At 66.0% G+C, this 18,216-nt stretch carries 15 protein-coding genes; 9 read left to right on the top strand and 6 right to left on the bottom strand.

Annotated features, from left to right (window positions below):
- Positions 1–8 precede the first annotated feature (8 nt).
- Genes H276_RS0115435 through H276_RS0115425 form a run of 3 tightly spaced genes read left to right on the top strand, consistent with a single transcriptional unit; the run spans position 9 to position 3,773 of the window.
- Positions 9–707, top strand: a complete 699-nt coding sequence (locus H276_RS0115435) for a phosphatidylserine decarboxylase (protein ID WP_026357043.1) — start codon at positions 9–11, stop codon at positions 705–707.
- A gap of 13 nt (positions 708–720) precedes the next feature.
- Positions 721–1,581, top strand: a complete 861-nt coding sequence (gene pssA / locus H276_RS0115430; protein ID WP_019972208.1) for a CDP-diacylglycerol--serine O-phosphatidyltransferase — start codon at positions 721–723, stop codon at positions 1,579–1,581.
- A complete protein-coding gene (locus H276_RS0115425; protein ID WP_019972207.1) occupies positions 1,578–3,773 on the top strand; it encodes an AAA family ATPase in 2,196 nt (731 codons plus the stop codon). The genes pssA and H276_RS0115425 overlap by 4 nt, the downstream gene beginning before the upstream one ends.
- On the opposite strand, the gene H276_RS0115420 is transcribed toward H276_RS0115425, so the two are convergent.
- Positions 3,770–4,219 (bottom strand): SRPBCC family protein, encoded by a 450-nt coding sequence (locus H276_RS0115420; protein ID WP_019972206.1) that lies wholly within the window; start codon positions 4,217–4,219, stop codon positions 3,770–3,772. The genes H276_RS0115425 and H276_RS0115420 overlap by 4 nt on opposite strands.
- Positions 4,220–4,237: 18 nt before the next feature.
- A complete protein-coding gene (locus H276_RS0115415) occupies positions 4,238–5,200 on the bottom strand; it encodes a cation diffusion facilitator family transporter (protein ID WP_019972205.1) in 963 nt (320 codons plus the stop codon).
- Between the two features lie 126 nt (positions 5,201–5,326).
- Here H276_RS0115415 and H276_RS0115410 point away from each other — a divergent pair, with 126 nt between their 5' ends.
- Positions 5,327–6,511 (top strand): pyridoxal phosphate-dependent aminotransferase, encoded by a 1,185-nt coding sequence (locus H276_RS0115410; RefSeq protein WP_019972204.1) that lies wholly within the window; start codon positions 5,327–5,329, stop codon positions 6,509–6,511.
- 142 nt (positions 6,512–6,653) lie between these two features.
- Here the strand turns inward: H276_RS0115410 and H276_RS0115405 are convergent, their stop codons facing one another.
- Positions 6,654–7,172 carry an antibiotic biosynthesis monooxygenase gene (locus H276_RS0115405; protein WP_019972203.1) on the bottom strand — a complete coding sequence of 173 codons (519 nt, stop codon included), beginning with the start codon at positions 7,170–7,172 and terminating at the stop codon, positions 6,654–6,656.
- Positions 7,173–7,324: 152 nt separating this feature from the next.
- Here H276_RS0115405 and H276_RS0115400 point away from each other — a divergent pair, with 152 nt between their 5' ends.
- The 4 genes from H276_RS0115400 to H276_RS0115385 all read left to right on the top strand — a co-directional run bounded on the left by H276_RS0115400 (position 7,325) and on the right by H276_RS0115385 (position 13,057).
- On the top strand, positions 7,325–8,821 hold the full coding sequence (locus tag H276_RS0115400; protein WP_051111456.1) for a PLP-dependent aminotransferase family protein: 1,497 nt from the start codon (positions 7,325–7,327) through the stop codon (positions 8,819–8,821).
- A 436-nt stretch (positions 8,822–9,257) separates the two neighbouring features.
- Positions 9,258–10,679, top strand: a complete 1,422-nt coding sequence (locus tag H276_RS0115395) for an amidase (protein ID WP_019972201.1) — start codon at positions 9,258–9,260, stop codon at positions 10,677–10,679.
- Between the two features lie 254 nt (positions 10,680–10,933).
- Complete coding sequence (locus tag H276_RS0115390; RefSeq protein ID WP_019972200.1) at positions 10,934–11,470, top strand: AmiS/UreI family transporter; 537 nt, start codon at positions 10,934–10,936, stop codon at positions 11,468–11,470.
- A gap of 312 nt (positions 11,471–11,782) precedes the next feature.
- Positions 11,783–13,057, top strand: coding sequence for a DUF222 domain-containing protein (locus H276_RS0115385; RefSeq protein ID WP_019972199.1), 1,275 nt, complete (start codon positions 11,783–11,785; stop codon positions 13,055–13,057).
- Here H276_RS0115385 and H276_RS0115380 read toward each other — a convergent pair.
- From H276_RS0115380 to H276_RS0115370, 3 genes are read right to left on the bottom strand one after another with little or no spacing between them, the layout of a single operon-like run.
- Entirely contained in the window at positions 13,038–15,083 is a 2,046-nt protein-coding gene (locus tag H276_RS0115380) for an acetoacetate--CoA ligase (protein WP_231376690.1), read from the bottom strand. The genes H276_RS0115385 and H276_RS0115380 overlap by 20 nt on opposite strands.
- 23 nt (positions 15,084–15,106) lie before the next feature.
- Positions 15,107–15,853 (bottom strand): 3-hydroxybutyrate dehydrogenase, encoded by a 747-nt coding sequence (locus tag H276_RS0115375; protein ID WP_019972197.1) that lies wholly within the window; start codon positions 15,851–15,853, stop codon positions 15,107–15,109.
- Positions 15,850–17,178, bottom strand: a complete 1,329-nt coding sequence (locus tag H276_RS0115370; RefSeq protein WP_019972196.1) for an MFS transporter — start codon at positions 17,176–17,178, stop codon at positions 15,850–15,852. The genes H276_RS0115375 and H276_RS0115370 overlap by 4 nt, the downstream gene beginning before the upstream one ends.
- Positions 17,179–17,357: 179 nt before the next feature.
- Between H276_RS0115370 and H276_RS0115365 the strand changes: the two genes are divergently transcribed.
- Positions 17,358–18,134, top strand: coding sequence for a DeoR/GlpR family DNA-binding transcription regulator (locus H276_RS0115365; protein WP_019972195.1), 777 nt, complete (start codon positions 17,358–17,360; stop codon positions 18,132–18,134).
- Positions 18,135–18,216: the final 82 nt, after the last annotated feature.

Here is an 18,216-nt window from a genome sequence, read left to right as displayed (position 1 = left end):
TCCTCCCGATGGCCAGACGCCCCGACCTCCAATCCGGTCCAGAACGCCTTGCTGCGCTGGTGCGATCCAGCGTTCCGCCCATGCATTCCGCGGGTCTGCCGTTCGTCGGCGCGAGCCTCGCGGTCGCCGCGATCGGACGCAACCACCGCTGGATACGGCGTGCCGGCCTGCTCGCCGCCGGCGCGAATGCCGCCTTCTTCCGGCATCCGCCCCGGGTGCCGCCGACCCGGCCGGGCGTGGTGGTCTCACCGGCCGACGGGCTGGTGTGCCTGATCCAGGACGCCGTGCCACCGGCCGAGTTGGGTTTGCCGGAAACCCCGCTACCGAGGGTCAGTATCTTTCTGTCGGTGCTCGACGCACACGTGCAGCGCGCCCCCATTGGCGGTGAGGTGGTGGCCGTGCAGCACCGTCCGGGCCGGTTCCACTCCGCGGAGATGGAAGCCGCCAGCGAAGACAACGAGCGCAACAGCGTCGTCATCCGCACGCCCGACGGCGTTCAGGTGATCGCGGTGCAGATCGCCGGTCTGATCGCCCGCCGGATCGTGTGCGATGCGCGGGTCGGCGACAAACTCGCCATCGGAGAAACCTACGGACTGATCCGGTTCGGCTCGCGCCTGGACACCTACCTGCCCGAGGGCTCAAAACTGCTTGTCAGCCAGGGCCAGCGGGCGTTGGCCGGGGAAACCGTATTGGCGGAGCTGGCGTGATCGCGGGTTTGGCATGATCAGAGCCCGTATCAAACCGCGCGCGATGCCGGTCCGGATACTGCCGAGCACCCTGACCGTCGCGGCCATCTGCCTGGGCATGACCTCGGTCAAGATGGCCCTGGACGGTCTGCCGACGGAGGCCATGGCTTTCTTGGCGACCGCGGCGATCCTCGACGCCCTCGACGGTCGGGTGGCCCGCATGCTCAAGGCCACCTCCAAGATGGGCGAGGAGATCGACTCGCTGGCCGACGCGGTGAACTTCGGTGTGGCACCGGCGTTCATCGTGTACGCGACGCTGCTGTCGCACTCCCAGCAGGGCTGGATCGTCGTGCTGTTGTACGCGGTGTGCATAGTGCTGCGGCTGGCGCGGTTCAACGCCCTGCTCGACGTGGCCCAGCCCGCCTACGAGAAGGAGTACTTCGTCGGCATGCCCGCCCCGGCGGGCGCAATCGGTGCGATCGGCCCGCTGGCAGCCAAGATGCAGTTCCCGGGCGCCTGGTGGGACAGCGTGGCCGCGGAGTGGGTGGTGATCGTCTGGATGATCGGTATCTCGCTGCTGGTCGTGAGCCGCATTCCGATGCGCAAAGTGCACACCTTCACGGTGCCGCCGAACATGGTCGCGCCGTTGCTGGTACTGGTGGCGATCGGGGTGGCGGCCTCGGTGTTCTACGGCTACATCGTGATCCTGGTGATCATCGTGGCTTACACGATCCACATCCCGTTTGCGGTACGCACCAAACACTGGGTGGCCGCCCATCCGGAATCGTGGGACGACAAGCCTCGGCAGCGCCGCGCCCAGCGGCGGGCCATCCGCCGGGCCCAGCCGCACCGGCGCTCGATGGCACGTCTGGGGCTGCGGAAGCCTCCGAGGTGACCAGCCACCTACAGCTGACCGCCCGGCTGAACACCTCCGCGCTCGACGCCCGTCGCGGTGTGGTGCGGTTGCACCCCGAAGTCCTTGCCGCGCTCGGACTGCGCGAGTGGGATGCGGTGGCGCTGACCGGTTCGCGCACCACCGCGGCGGTGGCCGGGATCGCCCCGTCCGGCACCCCAACCGGCACCGCGCTGCTCGATGACGTCACGCTGTCCAACGCCGGGCTGCGCGAGGACGCCACCGTGATGGTTTCCCCGGTGACGGTGTACGGGGCCCGCTCGGTGACGGTGTCCGGGTCGAAGCTGGCCACCCAGTCGATCTCGTCGGCCACCCTGCGGATGGCCTTGCTGGGCAAGGTGATGACGGTCGGTGACACGGTGTCGCTGTTGCCCCGCGACCTCGGTCCCGGCACCTCGACGTCGGCGGCCACCGGCGCGCTGGCCTCCTCGGTGGGCATCACCTGGACGTCCGAACTGCTGACCGTGACCGGGGTGGACCCTTCCGGACCGGTGAGCGTGCAACCGAATTCAGTGGTGTCGTGGGGTGAGGGCGTGGCCGTCACCCCCGTTACCGTCGCGGCCCCGGAGTCGGCAGGCCGGCACACCGTCAGCCCCGCGCGGGGCAAAGCGGCGGTCAGCTTCGACGACCTGAAGGGCAAGCACATCCAGGCGGCCAAACTGGCCGAGTGGCTCAAGCTTTCTCTCGATGAACCCAAGCTGCTCGAAACCCTGGGTGCCACAGCAAATCTCGGTGTGCTGGTGTCCGGACCCGCAGGGGTCGGCAAAGCCACCATGGTCCGAGTGGTGTGCGTATCCCGGCGGTTGGTCGAGTTGGACGGGCCCGAGGTTGGTGCGCTGCACCCCGAGGACCGGCTCAAGCGGGTGGCGGCCGCGGTGCAGGCCGTGCGCGACGGCGGCGGCGTGTTGTTGATCACCGACGTCGACGCGTTGCTGCCGGCCAGCACCGATCGGCCGGCCGATCCGGTGGCCACCCTGATCCTCACCGAGCTGCGCAACGCCGTGGCCACCCGCGGTGTGGCGTTCATCGCCACCTCGGCACGGCCGGAGTCCGTCGACCCGCGGTTGCGCGAACCGGACCTGTGCGACCGTGAGCTCGGGTTGAGCCTGCCCGACGCCACGACCCGCAAGGCCCTGCTGGAGGTGCTGCTGCGCGGCGTGCCGTCGGTCGATTTGAATCTCGGCGATATCGCCGACCGCACACCGGGTTTCGTGGTCGCCGACCTGGTTGCCGTGGTACGTGAGGGGGCACTGCGGGCCGCGGCGCGGGCCAGTGCGGACGGTGCGGAACCGATACTGGGACAAGAGGATCTGACTGGGGCGCTCACGGTGATCCGACCGTTGTCACGGTCGGCGTCCGAAGAGGTCTCGGTCGGATCGATCGCCCTCGACGACGTCGGCGACATGGTTCAAACCAAGCAGGCTCTGACCGAAGCGGTGCTGTGGCCACTGCAGCATCCCGACACCTTCGCGCGGCTGGGTGTGCAGCCGCCGCGCGGCGTGCTCCTGTACGGCCCGCCGGGCTGCGGCAAGACGTTTCTGGTGCGGGCACTGGCCAGCTCGGGCCGGTTGTCGGTGCATGCCGTCAAAGGTGCTGAGCTGATGGACAAATGGGTCGGCTCGTCGGAGAAGGCCGTCCGTGAACTGTTCGCCCGGGCCCGCAATTCGGCGCCGTCGCTGGTGTTCCTCGACGAGATCGACGCGCTGGCACCGCGGCGGGGACAGAGTGTGGATTCCGGGGTGACCGACCGCGTGGTGGCGGCGCTGCTGACCGAGCTCGACGGTATCGATCCGCTGCGCGATGTCATCGTGCTCGGTGCGACCAACCGGCCCGACCTCATCGACCCCGCATTGCTGCGGCCGGGCCGGCTCGAGCGGCTGGTGTTCGTCGAACCGCCCGACGCCGATGCCCGCCGCGAAATCCTGCGTACCGCAGGAAAATCCATTCCACTTGCCGCCGACGTCGATCTGGACGCGCTGGCCACCGAATTGGACGGCTACAGTGCCGCCGACTGCTCAGCGCTGTTGCGGGAGGCGGCGCTGACGGCGATGCGACGCTCGATCGACGCAGCCGACGTCACCGCCGCAGACGTCGCGGCGGCCCGCGAAACCGTTCGCCCGTCATTGGCTACCGGGCAGGTGGCGTCGCTGCGGGAATTCGCCGCCGGCCATTAGCCTTCCGCGATGGCGGCCAGCCGGTCGATCGAACCCAGCAGCTTGTCTGCCGTGGTGGCGCGGGCCCGCCCCAATCGCTTCTGGTCGGTCAGCGCTGTCCAGTCGTAGGTGTGGGTCACGGTGGTACGCCCGTCGTCGAGCGGCGCGAGTTCCCAGCGCCACAGGTGCCCCGGCGGCTCGGCGCCGACCTCCGACGGCCGCCACGCGATCCGCCGACCCTCCTCGAATTCCACGATGTGGTTCTCACGCACGCCGCCCGTCGTGAGGGTCATGGTGAACACGTCCCCAACGGCATGCACCCGCTGCCCGGCCTCGGCCTGCACCAGGTTGTCGTTGCCGTCCCAGCGTGGTTGTTGGGCGGGGTCGGCGATCAGTTCGAAGATGGCCGCCGCCGGGGCAGCGATCTCCCGGCTGGCGCTGACGATCTGAGGATTGATTTCGGCCACGCCCCAATTCAACCTGACTCAGCGGTACCAGTCAGGCAGCTCACCGGGCAGCAGGTCAGTGGTGTCGCCCGGCCGGGTGAGGGTCAGCACTGCCCGCACGATCTCCGGGCGGGCCTGCAGCGCGGCGACGATGGTGCTGAGCCGAGCGGCAACATTGGATTCGGCGGCGTCACCGACCAGGTCGACCGCGGCGACGAGGTAGATGCGATCGGCCCCGACCCACTCCATGTGCAGGTAGCTGACCCGTTCGACGTCGCGATGGTCCCGCAGCGCGCGCAGCACATTGTTGCGGGCAAGCGGGGTGACCGCCTCGCCGGTGAGGAAGTCCATGTTGCGCCCGATGAGGAACAGCGCGACGCAGCCGAGCAGCAGACCGACCAGGATGGAGCCGATCGCGTCCCACAGCGCATTCCCCGTGAGCTGATGGGCCAGGATGCCGCACGTCGCGATCACGATGCCGATCAAGGCCGACAGATCCTCGGCGAAGACCGCGCGCAGCATGGGGTTGGACGTCACCCGGATGTAGCGCAGCGGATGAATGCGCCGCCGCACCGCGCCCGAGCGGGTCTGCGAAAACGCCTGTAGAAACGAAGTTCCCTCCAGTACGAAGGACACCGCCAGCACCGCGTACGCCCAGCCGTACGACGTTGCCTCGGCTTCCTCGCCCAACGACTGGATCCCGTGCCAGATCGACACCACCGCGCCGACGGTGAACAACCCGAAGGCCGCGAACATCGACCAGATGTAACCGGCCCTGCCGTAACCGAGCCGGTGTTCGGCGTTGGCCGGCTTGTTCGACTTGCGGGTGCCGATCAGCAAAAACACCTCGTTGCCGGTATCCGCCCACGAGTGAGCGGACTCTGCCAGCATCGAAGCGCTGCCGGTGACCACCGCGGCCAGGGTCTTGGCAACGGCGATCAATGCGTTGGCGCCGAGCGCCACGACGACGGTCAGAAAACTTTCGTCGCCGGAGTCACTCATACCTTGAACCTTAGGGTCCGACCGAGCTCTCAGCAGATACCTCATCGCGCATGTCGGCCAGGCCGCGGCGGTCGCAGCGAGGCCATCTGCGGTGGCTCGAAGCCGAGGTGTTCTAGCCTGGCTGAGATGGACGTCTCATTGCGCGCAGGTATCCCGCCGTTCCACGTGATGGACGTGTGGCTGGCCGCCGCCGAACGTCAGCGCACCCATGGTGACCTGGTCAACCTGTCGGCAGGCCAGCCCAGCGCGGGACCGCCGACCGCGGTGCGCGAGGCCGCTGTTGCGGCGATCCATGGCAACCGGCTGGGCTACACCGTCACGCTGGGGATCCCGGAATTGCGTGCCGAGATCGCCGCGTCGTACCGCAAGTACGGCGTCGAAGTAGGTGTCGACGAGGTAGTGCTGACCACCGGATCGTCCGGCGGATTCCTGCTGACGTTCCTGGCCTGTTTCGACGTTGGAGATCGCGTGGCGATCGCCAGCCCCGGCTATCCGTGTTACCGCAACATCCTCACCGCGCTCGGCTGCGAAGTCGTCGAGATTCCATGCGGCCCGGAGACCCGGTTCCAGCCCACGGTCACCATGCTCGAAGAGTTGGATCCCCCGGTCGTCGGTGTGATCGTGGCCAGCCCCGCGAACCCGACCGGGACCGTCATCGCACCCGATGAGCTCGCCGCGATCGCCACGTGGTGTGAGGCGTCGGGTGTGCGTCTGGTCAGTGACGAGGTGTACCACGGCCTGGTCTACGACGGCGCGCCCGCGACCAGCTGTGCCTGGGAGACTTCCCGAGATGCCGTGGTGGTCAACAGCTTTTCGAAGTACTTCGCGATGACGGGCTGGCGGCTCGGCTGGCTGCTGGTACCCGAGGAACTGCGCCGCGCGGTGGACTGCCTCACCGGCAACTTCACCATTTGCCCACCGGCACTGGCGCAACACGCCGCGGTGGCCGCGTTCACCCCGGAGTCTCTGGCCGAGGCCGACGGGTTGCTGGCGCACTACGCCGACAACCGCAGGTTGCTGCTCGACGGGCTGCGCGGTATCGGGATCGATCGGCTAGCGCCGACAGACGGCGCGTTCTACGTGTACGCCGATGTCAGCGATCTGACCGACGACTCGCTGTCCTTCTGCTCGAAGTTGTTGGCCGACACAGGTGTTGCCATTGCGCCCGGAATCGACTTCGACACGGTCCGCGGTGGTTCATACGTCCGGCTGTCCTTCGCGGGGCCAACGAGCGACATCAAAGAGGCGCTACGCCGGATCGGGCCGTGGGTGCAGAGCTGCAGCGAAGATTCACCGGAAACGCTTGCCTAATTTGACAAAACATCGGCTTGCCGCGACCGATTGTTGATCTTCGCTGCAAAAGCTCAGTTCAAGGATTGCTTGGTCGTCCGCCAGCGGAACACCCGGCATCACGCTATCGCGCTTGAACGCAGCGCCGGTGCTCGGACAGTCCCTATGCCAGCGATTCTGCTGGCGCGTGGCCTTCGACGTTGTCCTCAAGCGGCGGGTTGATGGCGGCGTCTTTGAAGACCGCGAAGCTCGACGGTTGTTCGGTCATGTATGGGAAGTGGAATCCGCATTTGGGGCACTGCTCATGCAGCGTCGCCTGTTCGTAAGCGAGGTCATATTTCTTGTCCTGCAACTCATTACAGCATGGGCAAATGCGTAGCAGCCGGGTTCCGACGAGCTCGAAGTTGGTGATGATGTCTTCCATGATCGCGCCGTTGGCGGCCCACGCCTTCGCATACTTGTGGTAGATATCCATGTGCCAGTCGTTGAGCGCTTTTTTGCTGGTCCAGAAGCTGCACTCGTTGAACCAGGTCGGATCGTCGGGATGCTCCCACCACGTCAGGTGCAGAAAACCCGGCAACTGCATCAGGTGGTGCCGAGTGTCGGCGAAGACGACCTTGAATTTCGCGTAGGCGTCGGGGCTGGAGAAGCGCACGCGCTGCATGCTCAGGTAGATCGACATATCGGTGTTACCTCCTTGAGAGGGTCAGACGCACTGTGCGCCTGGGGCTGTGGGGGACGGCGAAACCGGGCCCGGGTGATGTATTGGTTCTGTAGCCTAGGAAGAACTGGCGTAGATACCAGGACCAATTTGCGTTTGGTTGGAGGATCCACATGACATCGGACCGAAACAAGCCAGCGCACGGTGGCTCTGCGGGCGTGAAATCCGGTGTTCCGGCCTACAAGGTGCTCTACGAGCAATTGCGGTCAGCCATCCTGACGGGCCAACTGGCCGCGGGGGCACGACTCCCGGCGAGCCGAGTGTTGGCTGCAGACCATGGTGTTTCGCGCAACACCGTCTTGGCGGCGTTCGACCAACTTGGCTCCGAAGGCTATGTCGAAGGTCGCGCGGGGTCGGGGACCTACGTCTCGCGAGTGCTTCCCGAGCAGTACTTGCAGATGAGCCCATTTGCAGTGTCGGCGGCCTCAGCGCGTCCAGCGACGGCGACGCTGTCGCAGCGGGGTCAACGGCTAGCCGCCGCACGGCGCGTCCCGCTGCCCGCACTGCTGCACCGGCGGCCGCGCGGTACGGCCTTTCATATCGGCCTCCCCGCGCTCGACGCATTTCCGTTCGCGACGTGGAACAAGCTGTATTCATCGCGCTTGAACAAATCCGGTCCGTCACTGATGCGCTACGACGATCCAGCCGGCTACCGGCCGCTGCGGGAGGCGATCGCTGCTTACATCGGTACAGCGCGCGGCATCCACTGCACCGCCGACCACATAATCGTGACGACCGGCTCACAGCAGGCCCTGGATTTCTGCGCCCGGATTCTGCTCGATCCCGGTGATGCCGCGTGGCTCGAAGAGCCAGGCTACCTCGGTGCGCGCGCAGCACTGGTGGCCGCCGACGCCCGCATCATCCCGGTACCGGTTGACCGGTTCGGGCTTGACGTCGCCGCGGGCATCTCCTCAGAACCGGCGGCCCGACTGGCTATCGTCACTCCGTCGCATCAGTTCCCCCTGGGGCACACCATGTCGCTGGAACGCCGTCTAGCGCTGATTGATTGGGCAGACCGCAACAACGCCTGGATCCTTGAGGACGACTACGACGCCGAGTTCCGGTATGTCGGCAGGCCGCAAGCACCACTCAAAGCAATCGACACCCACCAACGCGTCATCTACATCGGCACGTTCAGCAAGGTACTCTTCCCCGGCTTGCGGCTCGGATATCTCATCGCGCCTGCCGATCTGACCGACGGTTTCATCGCGGCCCATCTGGGTGCCGATATGCACGCCCACCTCACAGACCAAGCGGTCGTGGCCGACTTCATGGAGCAAGGACACTTCGTGCACCACTTACGGCGGATGCGGACCCTCCACGCGGAGCGCCAACACCAATTGATTCGTGAAGCCGAACCGCTCAGCGAGCACCTCGAACTGAAACCATCCGATGGCGGCCTGCACCTGATCGGGCGAATGCACACCGCCGCCACGGACACGACAGTGACCAATGCTGCTCTGCAACAAGGGGTCCACGTCTGGCCCCTATCAATACACCACTACGAACCCAACCACACCGCCGGCTTGTTACTCGGCTACGCCGGAACCACCCGCGCCGACGTGCGCGAAGGCGTGCGCGTTCTCGACGACATCCTCAAGTCGCGATGACTCCTCAGTAGCATTTGCCTGTGGATCGCGCTCGCGCGATGCAGGGACCCGCTAAGACGCTGCGCTTGTGCGCCGCCGACGGTCCACAAAAAGCAGCTCGGCTAATGAAACGCTGTGAGCGGTACGGATATTGGGCTATACGCCCGACGCCCAGGCTAGCACCGCGACAATCAACCGGATTATCGGTGTCGCGGTCAGCCCGCCTCACGATCTTGCTACGACCATTTCCGTGGTACCTCTAATCAGGTCTCGATTGGACCTGGGAAACTACCAATTTCTGCGATTACCTTGCCAACAGCGCACACCGCGCAGTCACGTGAACCAAATCACGATCACGTGAAGCTATTTCACTCGATTCAATGTTGGCGTCATTCCAGCCCACGCGCCCACGCAGCGGCCCAGTGACGTATGCCCTCGATTAACAAGGAGAAAACCGATGACGGGTTCCGATGAACTCTGCTGGGTGCCGGCGATCGATCTGGCGCAGATGATCCGAAGCGGCGAGGTGACGCCGACCGACGTCGCCGAGCAGGTGGTCGCGCGGATCGAGGCGGTCAATCCCGACCTCAACGCCTATTGCGATTTCAACCGCGACAAGGTGCTGGACGATGCGGAGGAACTCACCCGCCTCCAGCGCGCCGGCGGTGATCTGGGGCCACTGCACGGCGTCCCCTACTCGATCAAGGACCTCACCGCCGTCGCCGGGCTGGCGCTCACGTTCGGGCTCGAGCCGCTCAAGGACAACATCCCCGACCGCGACGCGGCCGTCGTGACGCGGATGCGTGAGGCCGGTGGGCTGTTCCTGGGCAAGACGAACACCATCGAGAGCGGCTACCACTGCGGCAGCACCGACAACCACCTCTACGGCCCCACGCACAACCCATGGAAACACGGGCTGATCGCGGGAGGCTCCAGCGGCGGTGCCGCGGCGGCCGTCGCGGCCGGGCTTGGCCAGCTGGCCGAGGGTAGCGACGGCGCCGGCTCGGTCCGGTCGCCCTCGTCACTGTGCGGGATCGTCGGCCTCAAGCCCTCGGGCGGCCGGATCCCGCAATCGATCCTCGGCGTGCGATACAGCCCGTGGGTCTACCACGGCCCGATGACGCGCACCGTCACCGACAACGCGCTCATGCTCAGCGTGCTCGCGGGCCCCGATCCCTCCGACCCGACGAGCCTGCCCGCCGACGACGTCGACTACGTGGCCGAACTCGCCAAGGACATCTCGGGATGGCGGATCGCCTACTCACCCGACCTCGGCTACGCGCGCGTCGACGAGGAGATCGCGAGCATCTGCCGCAGCGCCGTGGCGGCGTTCGCGGAGCTCGGCGCGACCGTCACCGAGGACACCCCGCCGTGGGAGGACCCGATCGACGCGATGTGGAACGGGCTCTGGGTCCCCGGCATCGGCAGTGGGCACGACCTGCTCGACTGGGACGAGCAGCGCGGCCACGTCGACGACAACCTCATCGCGCTCATGCACGAGCTCGAGCAGCTCCCGGCTCTCGAGGTCGCGCGTGCCGACGTTTTCCGCGGCGGGATGTGGGACGCGTTCGCCGCGTTCATGACCAACTACGACCTGCTCGTCACCCCAACGCTCGCCGAGGCCGCCTTCCCGATCACGCAGTTCACGCCCGACCAGCTCGTCGGCGACACGCTGCGGCGCCAGGTAATGGCCTGGGTCCTCACGTTCCCGTTCAACATGATGACTACCCCGGCCATCTCCGTGCCGGCCGGCTTCACCGCTGACGGCCGGCCGGTCGGCCTGCAGATCACCGCGCGTCCACACGCCGACGCCGCGGTCCTGCGCGCCGCAGCCAACTTCGAGCGCGCCCGCCCCTGGGCCGATCGCCGACCGGGATAGCGCGATCTCGCCGCCCGCGCCGGTGGGCTCAACAGCCTGCCGGCCCGATCGAGAGCTGCGGTAGTCCCGGCCAGCAGCAACGCCGTTGTCAGGCCGATCAGCCCGCCGCCGACCACCATTAACACGACCGCGATACAGAACCAAAGTCTCGGGGCGCACCACTCTGGCGGTTCTCCGGCACCCGAGACGATCGTTTGCGTTCTGGTTCGCATGCCAAAGGATCGATTAACCTCACCACGAAAGCGTGTTTAACAATGCTTCCCGTCTTTCTCGTGTTCGTCGGCGCAAGCTTGCTCGTCAACGGCCTGTGGATGTGGCACTCCACTACACCGGCCCGTCCAAATCGTCTGGCTGGTAAAGATATTGCGATCGTCAATGTCTTCACCGGAGTGGTCGGATTGGTAATCGTTACGCTGACACTGGCCCGAGCTTCCGACGCCGCCAGTGCCGCCCCGGCCGCCTACATCGGGCTGTTTGCGCTGACGTATCTGTGGGTGGGCGCCAACCAATTCACCGGAGTCAACGGCGCTGCACTCGGATGGTTCTCACTCGTGGTGGCTGTCATCGCCCTTCCAGCCGGGCTGTATTCACTGTCGCACGCCAGTGGCGTCTTCGACGCGTGGATCGCTGTCAGCTGGTTCGCGTGGGCAGCCTTGTGGTTTCTGTTTTTCCTCATCCTGGGCCTTGGCAAGCCCCTTGCCCACACCGCCGCAGTAGTCGCGGTCGTCGAAGCTGTCGGTACCGCGCTCGCACCAGCAATCCTATTGTTTACCGGAGTCATTCACGCATGAACAACCGGACGAGGCCCCATCGCGGTTCCTCATGTCGCCGGCGGATGTCTGGTCGTCACTCGAAGACATGCCAACAAACAACGAACATTAGCTCCGTTGGCCGTACTTGCCGACTGACATGAAATAGAACGTTCGTACGAAATAAATTGGCACACACGGGATTTTGCACCGGAGGATTTAGACGCCGCAATGCGTCTGGACGCCATCGCCATCCCGCCGTAGTTGCCGTGGGTCAGGGCGAAGCTGCGTCTCGACACGTGGTCGCAGAGCTGACCCCGGCACTTGTCGGTAGCCGAGGGTAGCATCGGTAGCGTGTTCGAAAGTTTGTTCGAAGTCGATCCTGCGGCCAGCGAAGATGAGCTGCGCGCCCAGGTCGAGACCTTCGAACAGCTGAAGTCGGCCGCCGCCGCGGCGCAGGCGCGGGCAACCGTGTTGTGGGCCGCCAAGCGTCGCGCCGCCGAAGCTGCCGCCGGCGTGCCGGCCAAGCGGCGGGGCCGCGGGTTGGCCAGCGAGGTGGCGTTGGCACGCCACGATGCTCCCGTCTGCGGCGGCACTCATCTTGGCATGGCCCAGGCCCTCGTCCACGAGATGCCGTACACCCTGGCAGCTTTGGAATGCGGCGCGTTGTCGGAATGGCGGGCCACCCTGATCGTGCGCGAATCAGCCTGTTTGAGCATCGAACACCGCCGCCGGTTGGACGCCGAACTGTGTGCGGATGTCTCCCGACTGGAGGGTTGGGGTAATTCGCGGATCACCGCCGAGGCCAAGAAGATCGCCGCGAATCTGGATGTCGCTGCGGTCGTAGAGCGCTCGGCCAAGGCTGCCGAGGATCGATGTGTGACGATCAGGCCGGCGCCGGACACGATGACGTACGTGACCGTGCTGCTGCCGGTCCACCAGGGCGTCTCGGTCTATGCGGCCTTGAAACGCGCCGCCGACACCACATTCGACGAACGCTCACGCGGCCAGATCATGGCGGACACAGTGTTCGAACGGGTCACCGGCAGGCCGGCCGCACAACCCGTGCCGATCGCACTGAACCTGGTGATGGCGGATACGACCTTGGCCGGTGACGACCACGCCCCCGCATGGGTCGGCGGCTACGGGCCCGTCCCCGCGGGTTTCGCGCGCGCCTTGCTCAGCGACGCGGCCGCGGGGGTGAAGGCAACCCTGCGACGTCTGTATCGGCATCCTCGAAGCGGGCAGTTGGTCGCGATGGAGTCGCAAGCACGACTCTTCCCGAAGGGCTTGGCCGCTCTGCTGGATCTGCGGGACCAGACGTGCCGGACCCCCTACTGCAATGCGCCGATTCGCCATCACGATCATGCGGTGCCGAAACACCAAGGTGGTCCGACGAGCGCACGCAACGGGCTCGGCGCGTGCGAAGCGTGCAACTACGCCAAGGAAGCACCCGGCTGGTCGGTCACCACGAGTGAGACAGACGGCGTGCACACCGCCGAGTTCATGACTCCGACCGGGGCGGTCTACCGGTCGACCGCCCCGCCGCTACCGGGACCGCCGGTGAGAACGGTGAGCGTGATCGAGGGCCAGTTGAGTATTGACTTGGTCACGTTCGACGCTGCGTGACATACCAATCCAGCAGATCCGGGTTGTCCACGGCGCTGCGCTCGACGACCTTGACGGGATCGGCGCCCTGGAACAGCTTCTTGATCGGCACCTCGAGCTTCTTTCCGGTCCGGGTGTGCGGAACGCCTGGGGCGACGATGATCTCATCGGGCACATGGCGCGGGGACACCTCGGTGCGGATGGTCTGCTTGATGCGGTCCCGCAGCTCGTCTGTGAGCTCGACCCCATCGGCCAGCACCACGAACAACGGCATCCAGTAGCCGCCGTCGGGTTGCTCGGCGCCGATCACCAAGGCCTCGACGATCTCCGGCAATCGCTCGACGGACTGGTAGATGTCGGCACTACCCATCCGGATGCCGTTTCGGTTCAGGGTCGAGTCTGAACGGCCGTGCACGACGATGCTGCCGTGATCTGTGATGGTGATCCAGTCGCCGTGCCGCCACACGCCGGGGAACATCTCGAAATAGGCCGCACGGTAACGGGATCCATCGGCATCATTCCAAAAGAAGATCGGCATGGACGGCATCGGTTTGGTGATCACCAGTTCGCCCACCTCGCCGCGCACGGGATTGCCCGCCTCGTCCCAGGCATCGAGCGCCACCCCGAGGAACGGCGCAGACAACTCTCCCGGCCATACCGGCACAGTCGGAACCCCGCCGATGAACGCCGACACCACATCGGTGCCACCACTGATCGAGTTCACCTGGACCCGCTCACCGACGTTGTCCCGCAACCACAGTCCCGATGCCGGCGGCAACGAGGAGCCGGTGATTCCGACAGTCCGCAGCGCCGAGAGGTCGTGCTGTTTCCGGGGCACCGAGCCGGCTTTCGCGCAGGCGAGCACGTAACCGGGGCTGGTGCCGAGTACCGTGGCACCGATCGTGGCCGCGATACTCCACAGCGCATCGGCCTGCGGGTAGGTCGGGCTGCCGTCGTAACAGACGATGGTGGCCCCCACCAGTAGACCGGCCACCTGGAAGTTCCACATCATCCAGCTCGGGCTGGTGTACCAGAAGAAGGTGTCGTCGCGGCCGATATTGCTCTGCAACGCAATGGCTTTGAGGTGTTCCACCAGAACACCGCCGTGCCCGTGGACGATGCCCTTGGGCAGCCCCGTGGTCCCGGACGAGTACAGGATCCACAGGGGGTGATCGAAATCGACTGCGGTGGTGGCCAGCTCGGCGTCTCCGGGCGCACTCGCCGACTCCCAGTCGACCCAGTCACTCCGCGCCGAACCCAGCCGCGCGACGAGCACCGCCGCCTTGAGCGTCGGCAACCCGGCTCGCAGCGCGGCGATATCAGCGGACTTGTCGTGGTCCTTGCCGCCGAACCGGTAACCGTCCGCGGTCACCAATACGGTCGGCTCCAGCTGGCCGAGCCGGTCCAGCGCGGCCTTTGCGGTGTAGTCTTGCCCGCACGCACTCCAGATCGCCCCGATGCTCGCGGTGGCGAAAAACGCGATGATGGCCTCGGCGATGTTCGGCAGGTAGCCGGCCACCCGGTCCCCCGGCTGCACGCCGAGTGAGCGCAGGGTGTTCGCGAAAGTTGCGGTTCGCGCCAACAATTCGGACCAGGAAAGCTCGGTGACGGCACCGCCCTCGGCGACCGTCAGGATCGCGGGACGGTCGGTACGGGCGTTGCGGAGAATCTGGTCGACGTAGTTGAGCCGGGCCCCGGCAAACCAGCGCGCCCCCGGCATCGACTCACCTGTGAGCACCTCGGCCGGCCGCTCACCGAGTTCGAAGTAGTCCCACAGCGCACCCCAGAACTCTGCGGGATCATCGACCGACCACTGCCACAGATCGTGGTAGTCGGCCAGTTCGCGGCCTGCCCGCGCCGCCACGAATCGTGCGAAGTCCGTGACCCGCGCGGAGTCGATGTCGGCCTGCGTCGGCTCCCATTGAGGCGCGGTGCTTATTTTGCTCCTCGCGTCCGCGGTGCTTATTTTGCTCCTCGCGTCCGCGGTGCTTATTTTGCTCCTCGCGTCCGCGGTGCTTATTTTGCTCCTCGCGTCCGCGGTGCTCATTTTGCTCCTCGCGTCCGCGGTGCTCACCGCGCTGTCCACCCACCATCCATCGTGTACGACGCCCCCGTCACCATCCTGGCGTCCGGCGACGCGAGCCAACTTACCAACGAGCCAACCTCTTCGGGCTCGACCAGTTGCTTGATCGCGCTCTCCTTCAGCAGCACCTTGGCCACCACTTCGTCCTCGGGGATGTCGTGGATGCGCGCTTGGTCGGCGATCTGCTTGGCGACCAGCGGAGTCCGCACATATCCGGGGTTGACGCAGTTGCTGGTGACACCGTGCGGACCGCCTTCCAGCGCGGTCACCTTCGACAGGCCCTCCAACGCGTGCTTGGCGGTGACGTATCCGGCCTTGTATTCCGACGCGCGCAGCCCGTGCACCGAGGAGATGTTGATGATCCGGCCGAAACCGCTCGCGTACATGTGCGGCAACGCGGCCCGGATGAGTAGGAACGGCGCTTCGACCATCAGGGCGAGCAGCATCCGGAACTTCTCCGGCGGAAACGCGTCGATCGGGTTGATGCTCTGGACCCCGGCGTTGTTGACCAGGATGTCACAGTCCAACCGCAGGGTCTCGAGCACGCTGACGTCGAGAAGGTCCACCACCCAAGACTTTCCACCGACCTCTGTGGCCACGCCGGCGGCCCCGGCGGCGTCGATGTCAGCCACCGTGACGGTCGCGCCGCGCGCAGCCAACGCCCGCGCGCATGCTGCGCCGATCCCGCTCGCCGCACCGGTGACCAGCGCTTTACGTCCTCCGAGATCGGTCATGCCAGTGTCCGCTCCGCGTCGGCAGCATCGATCTCGACCAGGTCGATCCCCTTGGTCTCCCGCGCGAACACCACTGAAATCAGGGTGATCAGCGCGGCCCCGGCCAGGTACCCCGCGATCGGCACCCAGGAGTCGTACTGGCGCAGCAGCCAGACCGCGATGATCGGCGCCAACGACCCGGCGACGATCGAGGTCACCTGATAGCCGAGGGACACACCGGAATAACGCATCCGCGTTGGGAACATCTCAGCCATGATCGCCGGTTGCGGCGCATACATGAATGCATGGATCACCAGCCCGAGCGTAACCGCCGCGACCACCGGCAAATACTTGCCGGTATCCATCATGGGGTAGGCAACGAAGCCCCAACACACCGCTGCGGCCGCCCCGATGAAGTACACCGGCCGCCGCCCGTACCGGTCTGAGAGCCGACCGACCGTGGGGATCGCCGCCAGATGGGCCATGTGCGCGATGAGCAGCCACCACAGGATGTCGCTGGTGTCGGAGTGCACCTGTTCTTTGAGGTAGGTGATGGAGAAGGTGACCACCAGGTAGTACATGATGTTCTCGCCGAAGCGCAGCCCCATCGCGATCAGCACACCGCGCGGGTACCGCTTGAGCACCTCGATGGCGCTGAACGAGCTCTCCTTGATCTGTTCGGCCTCCTGTTGCGCCGCAATGAAGATGGGGGCGTCGGATACCTTGGTGCGAATGTAGTAGCCGATCAGCACCACGACGGCCGACAGCCAGAACGCCACGCGCCAGCCCCACGACAGGAAGTCCGCGGCGGACAACCCGCCGTAGAGCACCAGCAGCACGATGGTCGCCAGAATGTTGCCGACGGGCACGCCGGCCTGCGGCCAGCTCGCCCAGAACCCGCGGGTGCGGATGGGGCTGTGCTCGGCGACCAGCAGCACCGCTCCACCCCATTCCCCACCGACGGCAAAGCCCTGTACGAACCGCAGGATCACCAGCAGGGCCGGCGCGAGATAGCCGATCTGGCCGTATGTCGGCAGGCAGCCCATCAAGAACGTCGACGCACCTACGAGCAGCAGGCTGAACTGCAGCAGTTTCTTGCGGCCGTATTTGTCGCCGTAGTGACCGAAGACGATGCCGCCCAGCGGCCGCGCGATGAAGCCGACAGCATAGGTGATGAACGCGGCCAGGATGGCGTCGAGATCGTTGCCGCCCTGGGCGAAGAACACCTTGTTGAAGACGAGAGTGGCGGCGGTTCCGTAGAGAAAGAACTCGTACCACTCGACCACCGTGCCGGCCATCGACGCGACGACGACCCGTCGCAATCCGGTCGGAATGGGCGCGCTCATCGACGACTCCTCTGACGTGGATCATTGACTCTTCGAATTGTGACGGTCCTTACAGCTTTCTGTGAGCATTCCTGCGGCACGTTCTGCTCGTAGTCAACCTCGCCATGGGTTGACGTGAGCCACGCAACACTCCACAATTATCCTCATGAACGGTCAAAACCACACAGAAGTGGTCGATCGTGCTGCCGGTTGAACGGCATGAGGCCATCATCGAGGCGGTCGGCACCGCTCAGGCCGTGAGTACCGACGAGCTGGTCCGCCGGCTGGGGGTCTCCGCCGAGACGATCCGTCGTGACCTGGCCTTCCTCGAGGAGCGCGGCGCGGTGCGGCGCGTCCACGGCGGAGCCGCGGCAGTCACCGAGAGGCGGGTGATCGAACCGTCGTTCACCGAGCGGTCGATCATCCGGCACGAGGCCAAAGCGCACCTGGCGCGCACGGCCGTCGGGCTGCTCAAGAACGGGCAGACCGTCATCCTCGACATCGGCACCACCGCCGTCGCCGTCGCTCAGGCCATCCCGCGCGGCTTCACCGGAACCGTGATCACCCCGTCGCTGCCGGTTGCCGTCGAGCTCGCCGACCGGCCAGGAATCGAGGTGCTGCTGGCCGGCGGGAGGGTCCGCGCGGGCGACCTGGCCTGCTCCAACGCCCACACCAAGGCGTTTTTCGCCGATGTCTTCGCCGACATCGCGCTGCTCGGTTCCGGTGGAGTCGACGCCACGGCCGGGCTGACCGACTTTCATCTCGACGAAATCGACGTTCGGCGGACCATCATCGCCAACAGCGCGTCGAGCTACATCCTCGCCGACTCATCGAAGCTCGGGCTGGTCGCGCCCTACCGGGTGTGCGAGCTCGCCGCCGTCGACGGCCTCATCACCGATCAGAACACCGCACCGGCTGTTGCAGCAGCCATCGAGGAGATGGGGGGTGTAGTTCTCGCCGCAGGCCCTGGTGCCTGAAATGGGTGCGGGCGGCGTTGCAGCGCCGCCCGCGGACCGTGCTCTTGTTCCCGAAACAGTCAATTCCAGTCAGAAAGCCCGA

The organism is Mycobacterium sp. 141, assembly GCF_000382405.1.
Lineage (GTDB): Bacteria > Actinomycetota > Actinomycetes > Mycobacteriales > Mycobacteriaceae > Mycobacterium.
This window is presented reverse-complemented; position numbering and strand designations above follow the sequence as displayed.

Coding starts and splice junctions, on each gene's coding strand:
- H276_RS0115380 (WP_231376690.1), bottom strand. CDS start 15,083: ATGAGCACCGCGGACGCGAGGAGCAAAATAAGCACCGCGGACGCGAGG.
- H276_RS0115400 (WP_051111456.1), top strand. CDS start 7,325: ATGACATCGGACCGAAACAAGCCAGCGCACGGTGGCTCTGCGGGCGTG.
- H276_RS0115405 (WP_019972203.1), bottom strand. CDS start 7,172: ATGTCGATCTACCTGAGCATGCAGCGCGTGCGCTTCTCCAGCCCCGAC.
- H276_RS0115410 (WP_019972204.1), top strand. CDS start 5,327: ATGGACGTCTCATTGCGCGCAGGTATCCCGCCGTTCCACGTGATGGAC.
- pssA (WP_019972208.1), top strand. CDS start 721: ATGATCAGAGCCCGTATCAAACCGCGCGCGATGCCGGTCCGGATACTG.
- H276_RS0115370 (WP_019972196.1), bottom strand. CDS start 17,178: ATGAGCGCGCCCATTCCGACCGGATTGCGACGGGTCGTCGTCGCGTCG.
- H276_RS0115390 (WP_019972200.1), top strand. CDS start 10,934: ATGCTTCCCGTCTTTCTCGTGTTCGTCGGCGCAAGCTTGCTCGTCAAC.
- H276_RS0115435 (WP_026357043.1), top strand. CDS start 9: ATGGCCAGACGCCCCGACCTCCAATCCGGTCCAGAACGCCTTGCTGCG.
- H276_RS0115415 (WP_019972205.1), bottom strand. CDS start 5,200: ATGAGTGACTCCGGCGACGAAAGTTTTCTGACCGTCGTCGTGGCGCTC.
- H276_RS0115395 (WP_019972201.1), top strand. CDS start 9,258: ATGACGGGTTCCGATGAACTCTGCTGGGTGCCGGCGATCGATCTGGCG.
- H276_RS0115375 (WP_019972197.1), bottom strand. CDS start 15,853: ATGACCGATCTCGGAGGACGTAAAGCGCTGGTCACCGGTGCGGCGAGC.